Annotated in this window: 14 protein-coding genes; 7 read left to right on the top strand and 7 right to left on the bottom strand. The window is 68.5% G+C overall.

What is annotated here, in order from left to right; translation table 11 throughout:
* Positions 1-110: 110 nt before the first annotated feature.
* The 4 genes from GA0070613_RS33160 to GA0070613_RS27785 form a co-directional block, all read right to left on the bottom strand.
* Complete coding sequence (locus GA0070613_RS33160; RefSeq protein ID WP_089014976.1) at positions 111-314, bottom strand: hypothetical protein; 204 nt, start codon at positions 312-314, stop codon at positions 111-113.
* Positions 311-3,805 carry a glycoside hydrolase family 38 N-terminal domain-containing protein gene (locus GA0070613_RS27775; RefSeq protein ID WP_089014977.1) on the bottom strand — a complete coding sequence of 1,165 codons (3,495 nt, stop codon included), beginning with the start codon at positions 3,803-3,805 and terminating at the stop codon, positions 311-313. The genes GA0070613_RS33160 and GA0070613_RS27775 overlap by 4 nt, the downstream gene beginning before the upstream one ends.
* Positions 3,802-4,803, bottom strand: a complete 1,002-nt coding sequence (locus tag GA0070613_RS27780; RefSeq protein ID WP_089014978.1) for an aldose 1-epimerase — start codon at positions 4,801-4,803, stop codon at positions 3,802-3,804. Before GA0070613_RS27780 ends, GA0070613_RS27775 begins: the two co-directional genes overlap by 4 nt.
* Before the next feature lie 146 nt (positions 4,804-4,949).
* On the bottom strand, positions 4,950-6,329 hold the full coding sequence (locus GA0070613_RS27785) for a family 43 glycosylhydrolase (RefSeq protein ID WP_089014979.1): 1,380 nt from the start codon (positions 6,327-6,329) through the stop codon (positions 4,950-4,952).
* Positions 6,330-6,713: 384 nt separating this feature from the next.
* On the opposite strand from GA0070613_RS27785, the gene GA0070613_RS27790 reads away from it, so the two are divergent.
* The 6 genes from GA0070613_RS27790 (at position 6,714) to GA0070613_RS33165 (ending at position 13,026) form a co-directional block, all read left to right on the top strand.
* Positions 6,714-7,778: a LacI family DNA-binding transcriptional regulator gene (locus GA0070613_RS27790; RefSeq protein ID WP_089014980.1), complete on the top strand. Its 1,065-nt coding sequence runs from the start codon at positions 6,714-6,716 to the stop codon at positions 7,776-7,778.
* A gap of 223 nt (positions 7,779-8,001) precedes the next feature.
* Complete coding sequence (locus tag GA0070613_RS27795; protein ID WP_157746558.1) at positions 8,002-9,516, top strand: ABC transporter substrate-binding protein; 1,515 nt, start codon at positions 8,002-8,004, stop codon at positions 9,514-9,516.
* 200 nt (positions 9,517-9,716) lie between these two features.
* A complete protein-coding gene (locus GA0070613_RS27800) occupies positions 9,717-10,544 on the top strand; it encodes a carbohydrate ABC transporter permease (RefSeq protein WP_157746559.1) in 828 nt (275 codons plus the stop codon).
* Between the two features lie 3 nt (positions 10,545-10,547).
* Positions 10,548-11,384 (top strand): carbohydrate ABC transporter permease, encoded by an 837-nt coding sequence (locus GA0070613_RS27805; protein WP_089014983.1) that lies wholly within the window; start codon positions 10,548-10,550, stop codon positions 11,382-11,384.
* A gap of 185 nt (positions 11,385-11,569) precedes the next feature.
* Positions 11,570-12,369, top strand: a protein-coding gene (locus tag GA0070613_RS27810) for an IS5 family transposase (protein WP_172876011.1) whose coding sequence is annotated in 2 segments (ribosomal slippage) — positions 11,570-11,915 and positions 11,915-12,369 — 801 coding nt in all. Because the reading frame shifts where the segments join, the coding sequence is not laid out codon by codon here.
* Between the two features lie 225 nt (positions 12,370-12,594).
* Positions 12,595-13,026 (top strand): hypothetical protein, encoded by a 432-nt coding sequence (locus tag GA0070613_RS33165; protein ID WP_197699003.1) that lies wholly within the window; start codon positions 12,595-12,597, stop codon positions 13,024-13,026.
* Positions 13,027-13,289: 263 nt separating this feature from the next.
* On the opposite strand, the gene GA0070613_RS27820 is transcribed toward GA0070613_RS33165, so the two are convergent.
* Positions 13,290-14,006, bottom strand: a complete 717-nt coding sequence (locus tag GA0070613_RS27820; RefSeq protein ID WP_197699004.1) for a helix-turn-helix transcriptional regulator — start codon at positions 14,004-14,006, stop codon at positions 13,290-13,292.
* 231 nt (positions 14,007-14,237) lie between these two features.
* Here GA0070613_RS27820 and GA0070613_RS27825 point away from each other — a divergent pair, with 231 nt between their 5' ends.
* Entirely contained in the window at positions 14,238-15,023 is a 786-nt protein-coding gene (locus tag GA0070613_RS27825) for a phytanoyl-CoA dioxygenase family protein (RefSeq protein ID WP_089014985.1), read from the top strand.
* On the opposite strand, the gene GA0070613_RS27830 is transcribed toward GA0070613_RS27825, so the two are convergent.
* Together GA0070613_RS27830 and GA0070613_RS27835 are read right to left on the bottom strand one after the other, a co-directional pair.
* Positions 14,954-15,376, bottom strand: a complete 423-nt coding sequence (locus GA0070613_RS27830) for a helix-turn-helix domain-containing protein (RefSeq protein ID WP_089014986.1) — start codon at positions 15,374-15,376, stop codon at positions 14,954-14,956. The two genes, GA0070613_RS27825 and GA0070613_RS27830, sit on opposite strands and share 70 nt — an antisense overlap.
* 140 nt (positions 15,377-15,516) lie before the next feature.
* Positions 15,517-16,692, bottom strand: coding sequence for a low temperature requirement protein A (locus GA0070613_RS27835; protein WP_089014987.1), 1,176 nt, complete (start codon positions 16,690-16,692; stop codon positions 15,517-15,519).
* Positions 16,693-16,718 lie beyond the last annotated feature (26 nt).

Consider the following 16,718-nt stretch of genomic DNA (forward strand, 5'->3'; position numbering starts at 1 on the left):
TCGGCGGTTATCCCCGTCCACGCCCGACCGCCCTGGAACGTCGTCACCGGACCAGTCGGTGGGCGGACATGGCAATTTCAATCAGTCGTGACGTCCGTTACCGTCGGCGGTCACCGTGCGGGCGAGTGCGCTGCTTCGACACTCACCCGGCTCGACCCGTATCTGTGTGCCGGTCTTCGCGTGCGCGGCCACCAGGCCGGCATGTCCGCGATGCCGGTGAGGAACGATGGCCCGCCGAAGAAGCCGTGGTCAACGGCAATGTCCAGGCAGCGGCCAGAGGCGGGGTTGAATAGGCGGTTGAGGCGGTAGTTCACGCCGGCTCCTTCAGCGCGACGGTGACGACTTCGTACGGGCGCAGGGTGACGACTACGGTGCCGTCCGCACGGACGGGCAGCGACTCGACCGGTTCTTCGGTCGCGGTGCATCGCATCGCGACGGCTCCCGGGCCGGTGTGCGGGTGCCGGACCGACGCGGTGGCGGCGGTACCGGCGAGTTCGCGGAGCCGGACCACGACGCCGTTCGCCCGGCGGCCGGCGAAGACCGAGGCGTCCACGTTGGATGGCAGGGCGGCGTCGAGAAGGGTGCCGGCGGCGGGCCGTCGTGGTGTGCTAGCGCCCTTGTCCAGCCACGTGACCAGGTTGGTCAACACCGGCGCGCGCAGGTCGCGGCCCAGTCGCCAGGCGGCAACCGGGTCGTACGTGGACAGCGGGGTGAACGCGTATCGCAGGATGACTGTGCCGTCCTGGCTGGCCGGGGTATTTGTCCACCAGTAGTTGTTCATGACCCAGGACAGAACCATGCCGCTCGGGGTGGCAATGCGTGGCCAGCGACCGCGCACGATGTCGCCGAGGGTGAACAGCGGCGCGTCGGCGCTTGCCCAGGCCACGCAGAGGTCTGGGCCGGCGACGGTGACGGCGTCCTGGGCCGTGAACCATTCATTGCACGCGCCGGGCTGGTGATCGCGGACGGGGTCGACCCAGCCCTGCTGCCGGTCGTACCGCACGATCGGGTCGGGCACGGCGAACGGGAACGCGACGTACACCGACTCCTTCGCCAGCTCGGCCTCCTTGACCAGGGTGACGGTGAGGTCAATGCGGTCGGTGTCGTCGTGCAGTCGCAGCGTCGTACGCACCACGGGCAGGCTCGGTGCAGCGCCGACCGCGCTGATCTCCCAGCCCCAGGGCAGACGGCGGGCGCCCTCGGCCCGCATCGCCGCCGCGTTGACCGTCAGCTGTGGTGGGGGCAGTGCCGGGTCGATGTCGTTGAGGGAGGTAGCTTCGTCGCCCAGCCCACGCCCGCTGGCGGTGCCGCCACCGGTCACGTGTAGCACGTCGCCGAGCGCCCAGCCATGGGTCGGGTCGAGCAGCTCCCGGTCTAGTCGGTGATGCCACAGACTGGTCGGCCGGCCGGTGTCCGGGTCGAATGCGACCCGGTAGCGCGGTGTATCCAGAGAGGACGGCACGGGGCGGGCCGTAACCTCACGGGATGGCGCAGTGTGACGACGCACGGCGTACGTCGCATAACCGAAGCCGGGCAGCGGGCCGGTGCGCACCCGGACGACCCCGGGCGCAGAGCCGAGCCGGATCGCGGGTAGCGCGGTGCCATCGAGCGTCTCGACGCGCTCGTCGGCGGCCAACTCCACCTCGATCTCAACGTTCCGCGCGAAGCTGGCCGGGTTCGCGACCACCAGCGCCGGGCCCTCCGTCGGCACGAGCTCGGCCAGTTGGGACATTGCTCGCCGGGCCTCGTCGGTCGCGATGCGCAGCCCTTCGTCAATCTGGCCGATCTTCCAGTCGCGCTGGTCGATCACGTCGGGCGAGTGCGGGCGGATGGTCGCATGGGCCGCGGTCCAGGTGTGCTCGCAGCCGAGCAGCAACCGGCGCCAGCCCTCGTCGAGGGTGGACACGTCTGGGCGTACCGTCGGATCTGCCGCCGCGACCAGCGCGGACATTGCCTCGGCCGCAGGCATGAGGGCTTGCGCGCGGCGATAGCGGGCGATCGCAGCGGCCTGCGTGCCGATGCCGTCCTCCCAGTAGCTGCCGCCGTCGCCCTCGAGCACCGGCAGCCGGTCTGCGAGCGGGCGAATGGCATCGAGGTAGTCGGCGATGGTGCTGAAGCGCAGTCGGGGATAGGCGTACCGGGCATTCCATCGCCCGACCAGATCGGCGTAACCGTCGGCCACGTCCTCGTTGTCAGCGTGCGTGCCGACGATCGGCAGGTCGTGCGGGGCATAGTCGGGTCGGTCGTAGCGGGCCGCGTAGCGCGGGAGCGACGCGGACATGCCCGCGAGCGACGGCGGGTCCGCGCACATGAAGCGCAGTTGCGAGTACGAGTCGGAGAAGTACGCGACCACCTCGGCGCCGTCCGGGCCGCGCCAGCGAACCGGCGAGAGCAGGTGCAGGGTGTCGCTATCCGGGTTCCCGCCGCGGGTGTGGTTGGCGATGCCGAAAAAGCCGGTCAGCCCCAGTGCGGCGACGATCGACGGGATCGCCTGCGGGTACGACGGTACGTCGGTGAGGTTGGCCGTGCGTATCGGAAGGCCCAGGTCACGGCCGAGCTGGGCGGCGAGGTAGGCCGCCCGGTAACACTCCTCGAGGCTCGCCACGCCGGCGAGGAACAGGGCGTAGAACGCGTTGACGCCGACCTGACCTGCGCGGATCGCCTCGAGTGCCGCGGTTGTGGGCGCCTCGGTACGGGACCGCAGGAAGGTCTCCAGGATCATGCTGCCGTCGACCGTGAACGCATAGTCGGGTGTGCGGCGCAGGATGCCGGTCACCCGATCGATGTTGCGGTTGTGCAGCTCGATGACCTTCGCCTGGTTGTCGGTGTAGCCGACGTCCAGGTGCACGTGAGGGATCAGATGCAGCGTCCAGCGCCGTGCGGGGCGGAACGGCGCCCGGGGCAGCTCGACCCGGCGGCCGTCAAGGTCGAGCGTAGCGTGGGCATCGATCTCGGTCTCGGTGTGGGTGTCGGTGTCCGAGCGGGCGGGCACCGCGAACCTGATCCGGGTGTCGCCGAAGTCGACGCCCTCCACAGGGGATGACCGCTCGTGGGAGCCGACCCGCAGGGCGGCGGTGCCCGCGGCGAACCCGTGCGGGGATGTCAGGTCCAGGTCGACCAGCTCGAAGAGGTCGCCGTCGCGTTCGACGTACAGCGAGGTGGGGCAAAGCCGCAACGTCGGTTCAGCAGGTGTGGTGCCGGCGGCGAGCGAGAGTCCCCGCCAGGACAGTGCGCTGCCGAACCACACGCCCAGATGCGGCAGGTGCGGCCGCGTCTTCGTGAGGTCGGGCTCGACCTCCTCCAGGCAGTGCGTGGTCAGGATGATCTCGTTCCGGCCGGCCCGGATGAGCCCAGGCCGCAGCGGGACGACCCGGTCGATCGGCCCCGAAATCGGCGACGGCGGCATCGGCGCGTGGGCCCGGTCGTCGCGTACCGGGTCGAGCAGCACCAGACCGCGCCGGCCGTTGACCGTGACGATGAGATCCGGACAGGGGCCGTGGCTGGCCAGCGCATGCAGGTGCAGGTCATGCCAGAGCTCCTCCGAGCCGGCCGGAGCGTCGAACCGGATCGTCGCGTCCGCGGGCCGCCAGCCGTGCCCGGCGTCAAGTGGGCCCGGCTGGACCGCCGGCCAGTGCGTCGAGGCGTCGCTGCGGCCGATCTCGAAAATGGGACCTCGCTCGACCGGGTCCGGTCTGTCCACCGGCGAGTACGGCGACGGCCGCGCGTCGGTGCCGGCGTACCAGTGGTCGGCGAACTGACGCGGGCCGGCAGCCGGGTCGCCGATCTGCCACAGTCGAATACTCACGCCAGCTCCCGCACGGTGACGGTGACGGACGCGGTCCGCGTCTCACCGGGAGCGAAGACGACCTGGGTGCCCGTGTTGGCCCGTACGGCTGCGATGCCCTGGCCGGGGAAGCTCGTTGCCGGCTCGATCGCCAACACGTAGGCGCTGCGATACCACGGGAATCCCGCGCCGCCACCCGCCTCCAGCCAGTACCACGCGTGCGGCAGGGTCGCCGCGTCCCAGTCCAGCTCGACGGCCAGGCCCAGGCCCGGGTTGCGGATCGCCGCGTGACCGCAGGTGAAGTCGGTGAGGTAGCCCATCCGGTCGACGCCTGCGTCGGGTGCCGGGATGCGGGTCAGGTCAACGTTCCCGCCGCCCCGGCCGGGGACGTGCGGCCATGTGGCGCGGACGCCGAGCGCGAGGTCGCCGCTCGGCGTGTCGCGCCGGTCATCGACAACGAACGTGCCGGCGGTCGTCTCGATGAGCGTGTCCGGCCCGATCAGCGGCGCCCCGAAGGCAGGGTGCTGGCTCCACATCGCCTCAATGGGTTCGCCGCCGACGTTCGTGATGGTTTCGGTGACGCTGAGCCGGGCGCCGTCCAGGACGACCCGCTTGACGATGTCGAATGGACTGCGTACGAGCCGGGCGCGCAGCTCGACGCCGCAGCCGCCATCGGCGCCGTCCACGGGCGTCCAGTCGAACGGTGTCAGCCAAGCCTCGCCGTGCATGCCCCAGGCGACGCCGTGTTCGGTGACCGCGTCGCCGCCGTTGGGGAAGACGGTTTGCCAGCCGCCCGGGTACGCCTCGATCAGTCGGGCCACGTCGTGCTCGCTCGTGGTGACGGCGCCGCGAGCGCGCAGCCCCCATGGCGACTGCCACAGCAACTCGGTTGCCGTGCCAAGCGACTGCAGTGACAGGACATCGCCCCCCTTGCCGGGCAGGACCTCGGCGGACAGCAGATCGGAGCCGAGCCGGACGATCTCCCACCCGCGCCGTTCCACGACGTCGAGCTGTCTCACCGCCGCGCCTCCTGCCGTCCGCTGCTGGCTCTTGGGCGGTCACCGTAACCCGCTCCGACAACGTTGTCTAGACCCGATCCGCCTCGTGATCAGAGCGTCCCCCGTGTCGTCAGGACGGCATGACGGACGCTCTGATCACGGAGGAACTAGTCGGTGCCTTGGCGGTCCTGCCGCAGGTACGCGGTGCCGTGCGTGAACGTCCGGATCTCGAACGTATGGCCCGCGCGGCCCTCCCACGCGAACGGCACGATCATGAACTCATAGTGGTTGGCCTGTTGAAAGTCGTGCCGGAAGATCTGCCGCGTGGCGATGATCTGGCCCGCCGTCGCGTCGTATACGTCGATCGTCGCCACGAGGTCGTTGCCGGCCGTGACGTTGTCGATCGCGAGCTTGACCACGCCGGTGTTCCAGTCGGGCACCACGTTGTTGTTGTACGGCCCGTACGCGAGAAACCCCAGCCCGTCGGACGTGTTCGCCGACCAGCCGTCCCCGTCGGGGCGACCCACCTGGTGGTACGGCATCGACTCGGTTTCGAACATCAGCCCCCACCCGCCGTTGGTCTCGTTGGAGACCTTGGCGCGACGGGTTACGCTGCCGAACTGGCCGATACTGCGGTAGTACACCCACCGCTCCCCGCCGAGGCTGAGGAATGCGGGCCCGTCGTTACCGAACCCGCTCTCTGGAGCGAGCACCGGGTTCTGCCGGTACTTCGCCCAAGGGCCGGACGGGCTCGGTGCCCGGGCGAGCCCGCTCGACCACTGCGCGGTCTCAAAGGGGGCGTCAGTGCTGCCCTCGTAGACCATGTAGTAGTACGCGCCCTCCTTGACTATGTCCCGTTTGCCGATCGTGCCGGCGTCCCACGAACCGCCCGGGCCAGTGCTCAGCACCGGGTTGCTGCCACTCTTCGAGAGCGAGGTGAGGCTCGTTCCGCTGGCGAAGCCGACGCGCACGTCCGTGCCGTCGTACCCGTGGTAGTAGAGGTGCCAGGTACCGTTCTCGTACCACAGGTTCGGCGTACCGATGTTCGCCGACTCCCACCCAGACGGGTTGTGCGTGAGGATCCGTCCGACCTTCGTGAAGGTGACCCCGTCGCTCGACGTTGCCAGGCCGATGTCACCCGGGTTGGCGGAGTTGAAGCCAGCTCCCTCGTACACGAGGTAGAACGTGCCATTCACGTACGCCACGCCAGGGAAGCTCGCGATCCGGTCGTCCCAGGAGCCGGACGGCCCGGTGTTGAGCACGATGCCGTGGTCGGTCCAGTTGACACCGTCGGTGGACGTCGCGAGGGCGGTTGCGAACGTGCCGTCGGGCTTGTTCTTGATGTAGTACGCCCAGATCTGTCCGCCGATAGTGACCGTGGAGATGAAGTGCATGTTGAACGGTTCGCCCATTACCCACTGCTTGTCGACCTTCAGGAACGCCTCATTCCGGTCGTACAGTGCGGAGATGGTCGCAGGGTACGGGCTGTCGCTAGCGCTTGCCTGGCCGGCGTATCCGACCGTGGCGAGGACCACGGCGGCGATCACCGCGCACAACCTGCGCGGCGATCGATGAAGCCGCGACGTCAATGTCGTTCCTCCTTCACGATTGGGGACGGACCACGCACACGTGGCGCCCCAGTCGTACGCAGCGAATGGAGCGTTCGTCCTGGCGCGGCATCTTCGGGGTCGTGATATAGATCGCGATCTGTCAGCTAGAGTGAGCGGAAAGTGACAACGTTGTCTAGTCGACGCTCCGCCCAAGGTCGCGGTGCTGGCGCGGAGAACACAGCCTGCGCGGGCCGCTGCGGTGTCGACAACGGAACGTTCGACAGCAGCGACGGTCCGCAGCTGCGTGCGATCATGGGCGGGCGCTAGCGTGACAACGTACGAATGCGATGGAGGCGGCGCATGAGGAGTCGACGGCCGACGATGGTGGACGTCGCCAGGGAGGCGGACGTCGGTCTCAAGACCGTCTCGCGGGTGGTCAACGGCGAATCGGGTGTAAGTCCCGAGATGGTCGACCGAGTCCTCCTCGCCGTCGCCAAGCTGGGCTTCCGCCGTAACGCGATGGCTCGTGACCTGCGCGCGGGTCGATCCACTGCGAGCGTGGGGCTTGTCATCGAGGATCTTGGCAACCCGTTCTACAGCTCGGTCGCCCGCGGCGTCGAGCAGCTGACACACGACCGGGATCTCGTGCTCATGACGGCCAGCAGCGAGGAGGATCCTGAGCGGGAGCGCGCGCTCGTGCTCGAGCTGTGTCAACGACGAGTCGAAGGCATGATCATCGTGCCGACGGCCCTTGACCACAGCTTCCTCCAGGCCGAGATCGAGATGGGCTTGCAAGTCGTCTTCCTCGACCGACCGGCGACCGGCCTCATCGCGGACACCGTGTTGGTGGACAACCGCGGCGGCGCCATCGCCGCCACGGACTACCTGCTCGATCGCGGCCACCAAAGGATCGCCGTGCTAGGCCACGAGGCGAAAGTCTGGACGATGCGCGAGCGCCTCGCCGGCTTCCGTTCGGCGCTGGCACGCGCGGGCGTCCCGTACCCCGAGGACCTGGTCTGCCTCGGCCCGCTCACTCCGGCGGACGCCGCCGCCGCGACAGCTCAGCTGTTGGACGGTGGCGACCCGCCGACCGCATTCTTCGCCTGCAACAACCGAATGACCGTGGGTGTGCTCGCCGAGCTGCAGCGTCGCGGCGGCGCGGCGGATGTCTCGGGGTTCGATGACATCGAGACGGCGGGCCTGTTCGCGCAACCGCTCGCGCTGGTCTCGTACGACGCCGCCGAGGCGGGCCGGCGGGCGGCCCAACTGCTGCTCGAACGCCTCGATGGCCGGCGCACTCCGCAGCAGGTCGTCATCCCCACGACGCTCGTGCGCTACGGGTCAGAGACGGCCGGCCGGCGCGCACCCGCCGCGGGCGCCGGCTCGCGCACACGCGCCACAAGGGCCAGCACGAGAGCCCGCTCGGGCTCCGGTGCCGGTGGCTAGCGGCGGGGCCGCTCGCAACCACCACCGGCGCTAGCTTTCCGGCTCCGGGTCTCGGCGCCGTAACGACGAGGTTTCGGCGCACCATTGACAACGTTATCTTCGCCGCCCTAGCCTTTGCCGCACCCATACCGGCGAGGCCTCACCAAGCAAGGCCCCAGCGCCCGCCGAGCGACAGGAGTGCCGGGCAAGCCCGCTCGGCGGACCTTCATTCGAGGAGGAACGGTTGCGCGGATACACCCGACGACTGGCGGCCGCAGGCATGGCTGCCAGCCTCTTCATGCTGACGACTGCCTGCGGCAGCGACGACGGTGACAAGGCGGCCGGCAATCTCTCCGGCGACCTGCGGGTGCTCGCCTTCGATGGCACGTCCAACTGGAAGGCGCAGCTCGAGGCTGCGGCCAAGGACTACGAGGCCAAGCACGCTGGCGTCGACATCAAGATCGAGATGGCGCCGTACGACGGTTACAAGGACGCCCTCGAGACCCGGCTCGTCTCCCGCACCGCAGCCGACCTCGTCCTGGTCGAGCCACCGATGGTGCAGGGGCTCGGCGGGCGCGGATTAGCGACCGACCTGACCGGTGCGCTCGGCAAGGCGAATTCGTACGGCGGCACCGGCACCTGGCGTGACGGCTTCCGCCCGGGTTCGGTGGAGTCGACGATGGATAGTGGCAAGGCCGTCATGGTGCCGTGGTCCGCGGTTTGGGTCGGCCTCGCTTACAACAAGAAGGCATACGAGAAGGCCGGCATCACCACGCCGCCGGCCACCTGGCAGGACTGGATCGCGGCGAACGACAAACTCAAAGCGAGCGGCCAGGCGCCCCTCTACACCGCCATCAAGAACGACGACGCCCAGACGTGGTGGCTGCTGACCACCATGCTGCAGGCGCTCTACCGGCCCAAGAGCGAGCAGATCAACCTGCGGCACGCCGACGGGTGGAAGTACGACCATGCGAAAGCCGCCTCGGTGGCGGGCGAGTCGTACACCCCGGACGAGCTGTACGTCGCCTTCCGCAAGGGTGTCATCGACCCGGCCAAGTCGGCGGAGTACCGCCGCGCGGTGGAGCTGATGCTGCAGCTCAAGCCGCACCTCAACCCCAATGCGCTCGCCGCCAAGGGCGCGGAGGTCGAGGACAAGTTCGTCTCCGGCGCCAGCGTGCAGGACCTCACCGGCACCTTCGCGATTCCGGGCATCCTGACGAAGATCGGTGGGCTGGCGACGGACAAGCAGTTCGAGATCGGGGCGACCAACTTCCCCTCGATCACTCCGACCGACTTCCCCGGCCTCACCGCAGGTGGCACCAACCCGCTGGCCGGCACGCGCAACGGTTGGATGATCCCGGCGGCCACCAAGCAGAGCGCACTCGCTGTGGACTTCCTGCAGTTCATCACGAGCCCGGACCAGGCGAGCAGGATGTGGGCGACCAAGGGCGACAGCGGGACGACCGCCGGTGACCCGGCCGAGATCGTCGGCGTGCAGTACCCCGACTCGTTCACGAAGGTCGACACGACGGCGAAGTTCGCGGAGATCCCGCTGTACGGATTCGGGATGCCACCCACCTTCGACACAAAGGACTTCGACGAGTTCATTGCCCAGTGGCAGAGTCTGTGGAGCGGCAAGGCGAGCATCGACCAATTCTTGTCGCAGCGGTCCAAGTCCAACCTGGATGCCCTCGAGCGGAACCTCAAGGTGTCCGCTGCCCAGGTAGACCAGGGCTTCATCAAGCGCGAACTCGGATAGCAAGAATCGGGTCCCGGCGGAGGCAATCGTCTCCGCCGGGACCCGGCTTCCGTCAGGCGGGGAAGGGCGACGGGATGACTCAGGTTCTTGAAGGGCGGGCGCCCGCGGCGACGGCGTCGCCGCCGCGTGCCGCGCGCCGCGAGTCGGCAACGACACGCCTGACGCACGCGCTCCTGCCGTACGTTCTGGTCCTGCCTCTCGTGGCCGTGCTTGGCGTCTTCGTCCTCTACCCGTTCGGCCAGGCCATCTACCGCTCGTTCACGGAGTGGAACGGCGCGAACATCGACGAGTTCGTCGGCCTGGCCAACTACCGGACGATGTTCACCGAAGACCCGCTGTTCTGGCGATCCATCCGCAACGGCGGGCTGCTCACCGTAACGTTCGTCGCGCAGTCGGTGCTGGTGCCGCTGGGCACGGCCTGGCTGATCCACCACCTGCGCAGCGACCGGGTCCAGTACTGGCTGCGCATCCTGCTGCTCGTCCCGGCGGTCGTACCCACGGTCGTCGGTTTCCTGGTGTGGAGCCAGTTCCTGCAGCCGGACGGGTTGGTCAACCGGCTTCTCGGCGTGGTCGGGCTCGACTCGCTCGGCCACAATTGGCTAGGCGACACAGAGGTCGTCCTATTCGCGCTGATCCTGGTGGGCTTCCCCTGGCTCAACGGCGCGAACACCCTGATCTACCTGGCGGGCCTGCTGACCATCCCGCACGACCTCTACGAGGCGGCTCGCATGGACGGCGCCGGCCGCTGGCGGACCTTTTGGTCCGTTGAGCTGCCGCTGCTACGCGGGCAGACTCGGCTACTCGTCATCCTCTCGGTCATCCTCGGCCTGCAGAACTACGACAACGTTTTCCTGCTCACTCAGGGCGGCCCGGCCGACGCCAGCGTGGTACCGGGCCTGCTGCTCTACAACAACGCCTTCCGTTACGGGCAGTACGGCTACGCCGCCGCGATCGGTGTCGTGCTCTTCGTGGTCATCTTCGTCCTCACGGTGCTCGGGCCGGCTCGGCCCTGGCGAAAGGAGCACTGAGCCATGGGTCCGAAGCGGTGGCGGTCGAGCGCCGGCAGCGCCGTGCGGGCACTCATCCTCGTCGTGTTGTTCGGGGCATCGCTCTACCCGATCGTCTTCGTCGTAACTTCTTCTCTGAAGACGAAGTCGGCGTTCGCCACCAACTACTTCCTGCCCGATCGTCACGTGCACCTCGACAACTACCGTGCTGCGGCGGGTGAGGTGCTGCCCTCGGTCTGGAACTCGGTGCTGGTCAGCACGGCCACCGTCGCGCTCGTTCTGGCCTGTGGCGTGCCGGCGGCGTACGCGTTTGCCTGGCGTCGCTTCCGCGGCCAACAGCTCATCTACACCGTCGCCATCTGCACGATGATGGTGCCGGCCGTGCTCACCTTCGTGCCGATGTTCGTGCTCGTCCGCGATCTCGGGCTCATCGACACGCAGTGGGCCCTGGTGCTGCCGTACACCGCGGGAACCATTGGTCTGTCGGTCTTTCTGCTGCGCGCGTTCTTTCGCGCTGTTCCCCAGGAGCTGGTCGAGGCGGCGAAGCTCGACGGCTCCGGCGACCTGCGCGTGCTCTGGCACGTTGTGCTGCCGCTGAGTCTTCCGACACTGGCCACCCTCGTCACGCTCAACGTGCTGTGGACGTGGAACCAGTTCCTGTGGCCGCTGGTGACGATCAGCTCCGAGGAGCAGCGTCCCGTGCCTGTGGCGCTCGCGTTCCTCACCGGCGATCGGTACAACGTGGACTACCCCCAGCTGATGGCCGGCTACGTGATCTCCGCCCTGCCGCTGGTCGTCGTACTGGCAATCACGATGCGAGCGTTCATCCGGGGCATGCTCTCCGGTGCGCTCAAGGCGTAGTAGCACCCCAGCCCGCTGATCGACTCGACGTGGGCCTATCACCTTGCGGACCGATGACCAGGATCCCGTCATGCGGGTGGATGTCGATGGGGTGGCCCGGGGCGAGCGTAGCGCACGTAGTAAGGGCGCGTCTCATTTGGATGGTCGTTGGCCTGGGGGCATGATTTGCTTCCGTGGACGAGGCCATGATCCGTACCTGGGCGCCGGATGATCTGTGGGAGATAGCGGCGCCGTTGATCCCGCCCGCGCCGGTTCGTCGGCAGGGTGGTGGTCGCCGGCGGGTGGATGACCGGGCGGTGTTGGCCGCGATCGTGTACGTGACCCAGGCGGGTTGTTCCTGGTGGAAGCTGCCTGAGGCGTCGTTCGGTGTCACCAGGGCCACCGCGCACCGCAGGTTCACCGAGTGGACCGCGGCCGGGTTCTGGCTCCGGCTGCACGAGGCGACCCTGGACCGGCTCGGCGCCGACCGGCGGATCGATTGGTCGAGGGCGGTGGTCGACTCGATCAGTGTGCGGGCGGAAAAAGGGGCGATCTGACTGGCCCAAACCCGGTCGACCGCGGCAAACCAGGCAGCAAACTCCACGTCATCTGCGACCGGAAGGGGCTGCCCCTGGCTGTGCTGGTCACCGCCGCGAACGTCCACGACAGCCAACTGCTGCTGCCCATGCTCGACAGCGTCCCGGCGATCCGCACACCCAACGGGCGCCGCCGGTGGCGGCCAGACAAGTTGCACGCCGACAAGGCGTACGACGCCCGCGAGCTGCGCCGCGAGGTCCGGCGACGGGGGATCAAGGTACGCATCGCCCGTAAGGGCATCGAGTCCTCCACGCGTCTGGGCCGGCACCGCTGGGTCGTTGAAGCCTGCATGTCCTGGCTGATGCGCTACCGGCGCCTCGTTCGCCGCTATGACCGCAAGGGCGATCACTTCGAAGCCTTTGCCACGATCGCCAGCACCCTGATCTGCTACCGCCGCCTCACCAAATGAGACGCGTCCTAAGCCGCGTTCGGTCACCCAGCCAGAGCGGTCCGCACAAGCCATACCGAGCAAGGGCTCCCCGGCAAGGCGTGTTCTGGCGGACGAGGTGCGGGCAGCGCCGGCATGGGCGCCGGGCGGGGTTGTGGTCGGCCGGGAAACGGCGCGGTCGGGCACGGTCGCGGTGAAATCCCGGGCGACCAGGCGCCGGCGCGTTCGTGGCCGGGACCGGCGACCGTGGTGCGGATCTTCTTGCCGCGCACGACCCCGCGCAGTCCTGCGTTGCGCATGAGCCGCTCCACGGTTGCCCTGCCGAAAACTCCATCCGCCCTGGTTGGAGCCGGTGCGCGGAGTGGACGGGGTGCTGATCCCGATTGCGGGCTGGGGCTCTCGCACACCGGTGATCGGCACGGCATGATGGTCCGCCGTGCTGCTGCGAACGGCTTACCTGGGCGTGACGCCAGCGGTGGCGGCGTGCTGCCTATGGTGAGACCAGGTGTCCCGGTTCCTGATCCGGACCGTGACGGGAAGTTCCGGGCCCTGTTCGACGCCTTCCTGGCAGACGCGGGCATCGACGTCGTGCTCAGCGGCGTCCGGATGTCGCGCATGAACCCGATCATGGAGCGCTGGGTACAGACCTGCCGACGCGAACTGTTGACCGCAGCCTGATCTGGAACCAACAGCATCTCCTCCACGCCCTGCGCGAGTACGAGCAGTTCTACAACGGGCACCGCCCGCACCAGGGCATCGGGAACGCACGACCGTTACACCCGTTGCCCGCGCCGGTCGCCGACCCAGACAAGATCACCCGCCTCGACATACGAAGACGCGATCGCCTCGGCGGTGTTCTCCACGAGTCCGAGCATGCTGCGTGACCTGCGCGGACGAGGTTTCGGCAAGTGCAAGGCCTAGCCGGGCCTCGTGAGGCCCGGCTAGGCGGGCACGAACGCGTTTCGCGCCGCGACGCGGAACTGGCGTGGCGAAGCGCCGTGCGCATCACGGAATCGCCGGGTGAAGTAGCTGGCGCTGGTGAAGCCGCAGGTGTAGGCGATGTCGGCAATCGTGCGTGTCGTCGTGGCCAATAACGTGGCCGCGCGCCGTAAGCGCGCGTCGGCAACGAACTCGGTCGGTGTGGTCCCGTAGTAGCGGCGCATGCTGCGGGCCAGGTGCCCGTCGCTCACGTGTGCCAGTTCCCGCAATCGCGGGACTCCCTCGCGCAGGTGCTCTTCGTGGCTCATGGCGGCAGTTGCGGTCAGGAGCCACGCTGGGATCTCGAGTGGCTGTCCGGGCGTATCGGCGCCGTGTGTGAGCAGGTCGAGGACCTCGCACCAGAAGCGGATGAGGTCGGTTTGCCGGGGCGCGTCATGGAACCGTTCGAGAGCGGCGGCGCATGTTTGGGCACCGCGGTCGTCTCCGGTGTGTACCAGGGGCGGGAGGAACCCGCCCGCGGGGTCGGCTCCGGCGAGCCCGGTGAAGGCCCTCCAGCCGGCCGCAGGGAATGCGATGTTGTAGAAGTGCAGCCCACCGATGATGGTGTGGTGGTCGCGCGGACGGACGAGCAGCAGGTCGCCCCCACGAAGCGGCTGCCGGCGCGGAGGGCCGCCACCATGTGACACGAGTTGCTCGCCGTCGCCGGCGACGATGGCCATTATTTCGTAATAATCACGATGGCTGTGCGGGTGCGAGCGGCTCCTCAGCTCGACGAGCGCGGCGTGATATGGCCGCCCGAGTGCGTGGTCTTCGAACCGCTCCGCGCGTTCCGGCTGCGTTGAGGACACATCAACACAGTACAACTTCTGGAGAGCACAGAGCGTATTCCGGCTGGGGCCGCGAGTGGCACGGTGTGCGCACAGGACAACTCCTTGCCCGAAGGGAACGCCATGTCCACCGTCAGCGTAGGCAGAGCGTCAGTGCTCGATCAGTACGAGCGCGACGGCTACTCCATCTTCCGGAATGTCATCGACGCCGATCTCATCGCCGAGGCGAGCGCACACGTCGACTGGCTCGCAAAGCGTCATCCCGACGTGCGCACCGAGCAGCTGGGCCACATCTATCTTCGAGATGATCCGTTCTGGATCCGCTTGATCAGCGATGACCGGCTCCTCGACATCGCCGAGATGTTCATCGGCCCGAACATCGCCCTGTTCGCCTCGCACTACATCAGCAAGCCTCCCTTCACCGGGCAGACCGTGCTCTGGCATCAGGACAGCGCCTTCTGGCCGCTGGAGCCGATGGAGGTCGTGACGCTGTGGCTGGCGGTCGACCATTCGACGCCCGAGAACGGCTGCGTCCGGGTCGTCCCCGGCAGCCACACCCGAGAGATCGCGGCGATGCGGCCGAACACCGAGGTGGACAACGTTCTCGGACACGAGATCGCCTGCGACGTGGACGAGGCCGACGCCGTGGACATCGTGCTGCGCCCCGGCGACGTCGAGGTGCACCACCCCAACATCATCCACGGAAGCAACGCCAACGTCAGCCCGCACCGCCGATGCGGGCTGACTCTCCGCTACATCCCCACCTCTACCCGAATCCTCGGCGAGGAGCAGCCGTATCCGAGTGCACTGTGGCTGCGCGGAGATCTCGGTGTCAACTCCTACCAGCCCGTGCCGGTCTTCGACCCGGCACGCCATTTCCCGTTCCGGGACTCAGCCGCCTGGTCCTGAGCGGCGTCACCGGCGGGCGGCGGGCTCGCCGCCCGCCGGTGTTCACGTGGCGTCGTTCCGGTGAGCTGCCGGAACACGCGGGCGAAATGCTGGCCCGAGCCGTAGCCGCAGGCCAGCCCGATGGCGGTGACCGACAGGTCGGTCGTGGTGAGCAGGTGCCGGGCTTGGTGCAGCCGTCGCTCGTTGAGATGTCGGTGTGGGGTCATGCCGATCTCCCGTGCGAAGAGCGTGGCGGGCGGGATACCCCGGGCGAGGCCCACGTCGCGAGCCAGTTCGTCGAGAGTCCACTTGCGCGTGTTGTCCCGGTCGAGCAGCTCCCGCGCTCTCGTGACAGCCGGGTGCGCTGCGAGCATTGGGACGGGAGGTCCCGCACCTCACGGGGCGGTACCTGGCGCGACCTCACGGAGGCGGTCCGGCAGGAGTCCAACCGCCGCCGCACTGACTAGCCCACCAACGGTCTAGGCGTTGGCGGGGTCAGCATCGTCGTTCAGGCTTACCGCCGCGGCGGCGCTGGTTGACGCTCCCAGTCGCGGACCGCGTCGGTGACCGCGATCCCGGCCAGGACTGCGGTGCTGGCGAGGGCGGCCAGCAACGGCGGCCCGAGCAGCGTCGCCGGCGCCAGGGCAGCCAGCACGAGCAGCCCGATCGGCCGGTCCCGGGACACGCGGCCGAAGACCGCGTACTCGAAGGTGGCACGTCCGAGCACGAATAGCGCTGGCCCGCCGAGGATGACGGCGATGGAGGATGGTTGCGTGTGTCCGAAGGGATGGGCGACGAGGAGTTCGTCACCAACGGCGGTGACCATGATGCCGGCCACCATCAGCAGGTGAGCCATGAGCGCCGACCGGGCGAGGCGTCTCGGGGCGGGAGCTGCTGCGATGGCCTCGGCCAGGGACGCTCCGGCTCGGTGGAGGTAGATCCGCCACACCAGCACGGTTGTGGCGATCGACACCAGGAACGCCATGGTGCGGTCGGCGGCGAAGCCGCGGCTGCTGAGCGCCAGCCCTGTCACCAGGATGTCCTCGCCGAGCGCGATGATGAATACCTGCCGGTAGCGCTCGGCGAGGTGCTCACCTGCGACCGTCCCCTGCCACTCGGGTGAGGGGCCGAGTCCTGGCCTGGGATAGCGCAGTAGGCCCGCCGTGTAGTCCACGGCCACCGCGAGCGCCCAGAGCGCTCCGCGCATGGCGTCCTCGGCAACCGCCCCGATGATCCACGGCGCCGCGGACACGAGGGACCAGACCAGGATCCGCACGGCGGCGCGGCGCAGCTCATCGTCCCGCAGGATGACCAGGAGGGTGACGCCGCGGCCGACCTGGATGGCGACGTAGGCGCCCGCGAAGATCAGGCCGGTGTCGCCGAACGCGTCTGGCACCGCGACCGCCATCACCAGGCTGCCGACCATGGTGGCGATGACCAGGAGCTGTACCGCCGACCGCTGCGGGTTCAGCCGGTCGATGATCGTCGCGGTCAGCGACCAGACCCACCACACGGCCAGCAGCAACACCAGGGTCTGGAAGGCGCCGTTCCAGCTAAGGTCCTCGATCAGCCCGTGCGAAAGCTGCGTGAGGGCGAAGACGAACGCCAGGTCGAAGAAGAGCTCCAGGAAGGCCGGCTGCTGCGGATCCCCGGGGCTTCGCAGCAGCCCGGTCGACCTGTTCCTGGTCATCGACTCGCCTGTTCTGTCGGCTCGGC

The sequence above is a fragment of the Micromonospora inositola genome (assembly GCF_900090285.1).
Taxonomy (GTDB): domain Bacteria; phylum Actinomycetota; class Actinomycetes; order Mycobacteriales; family Micromonosporaceae; genus Micromonospora; species Micromonospora inositola.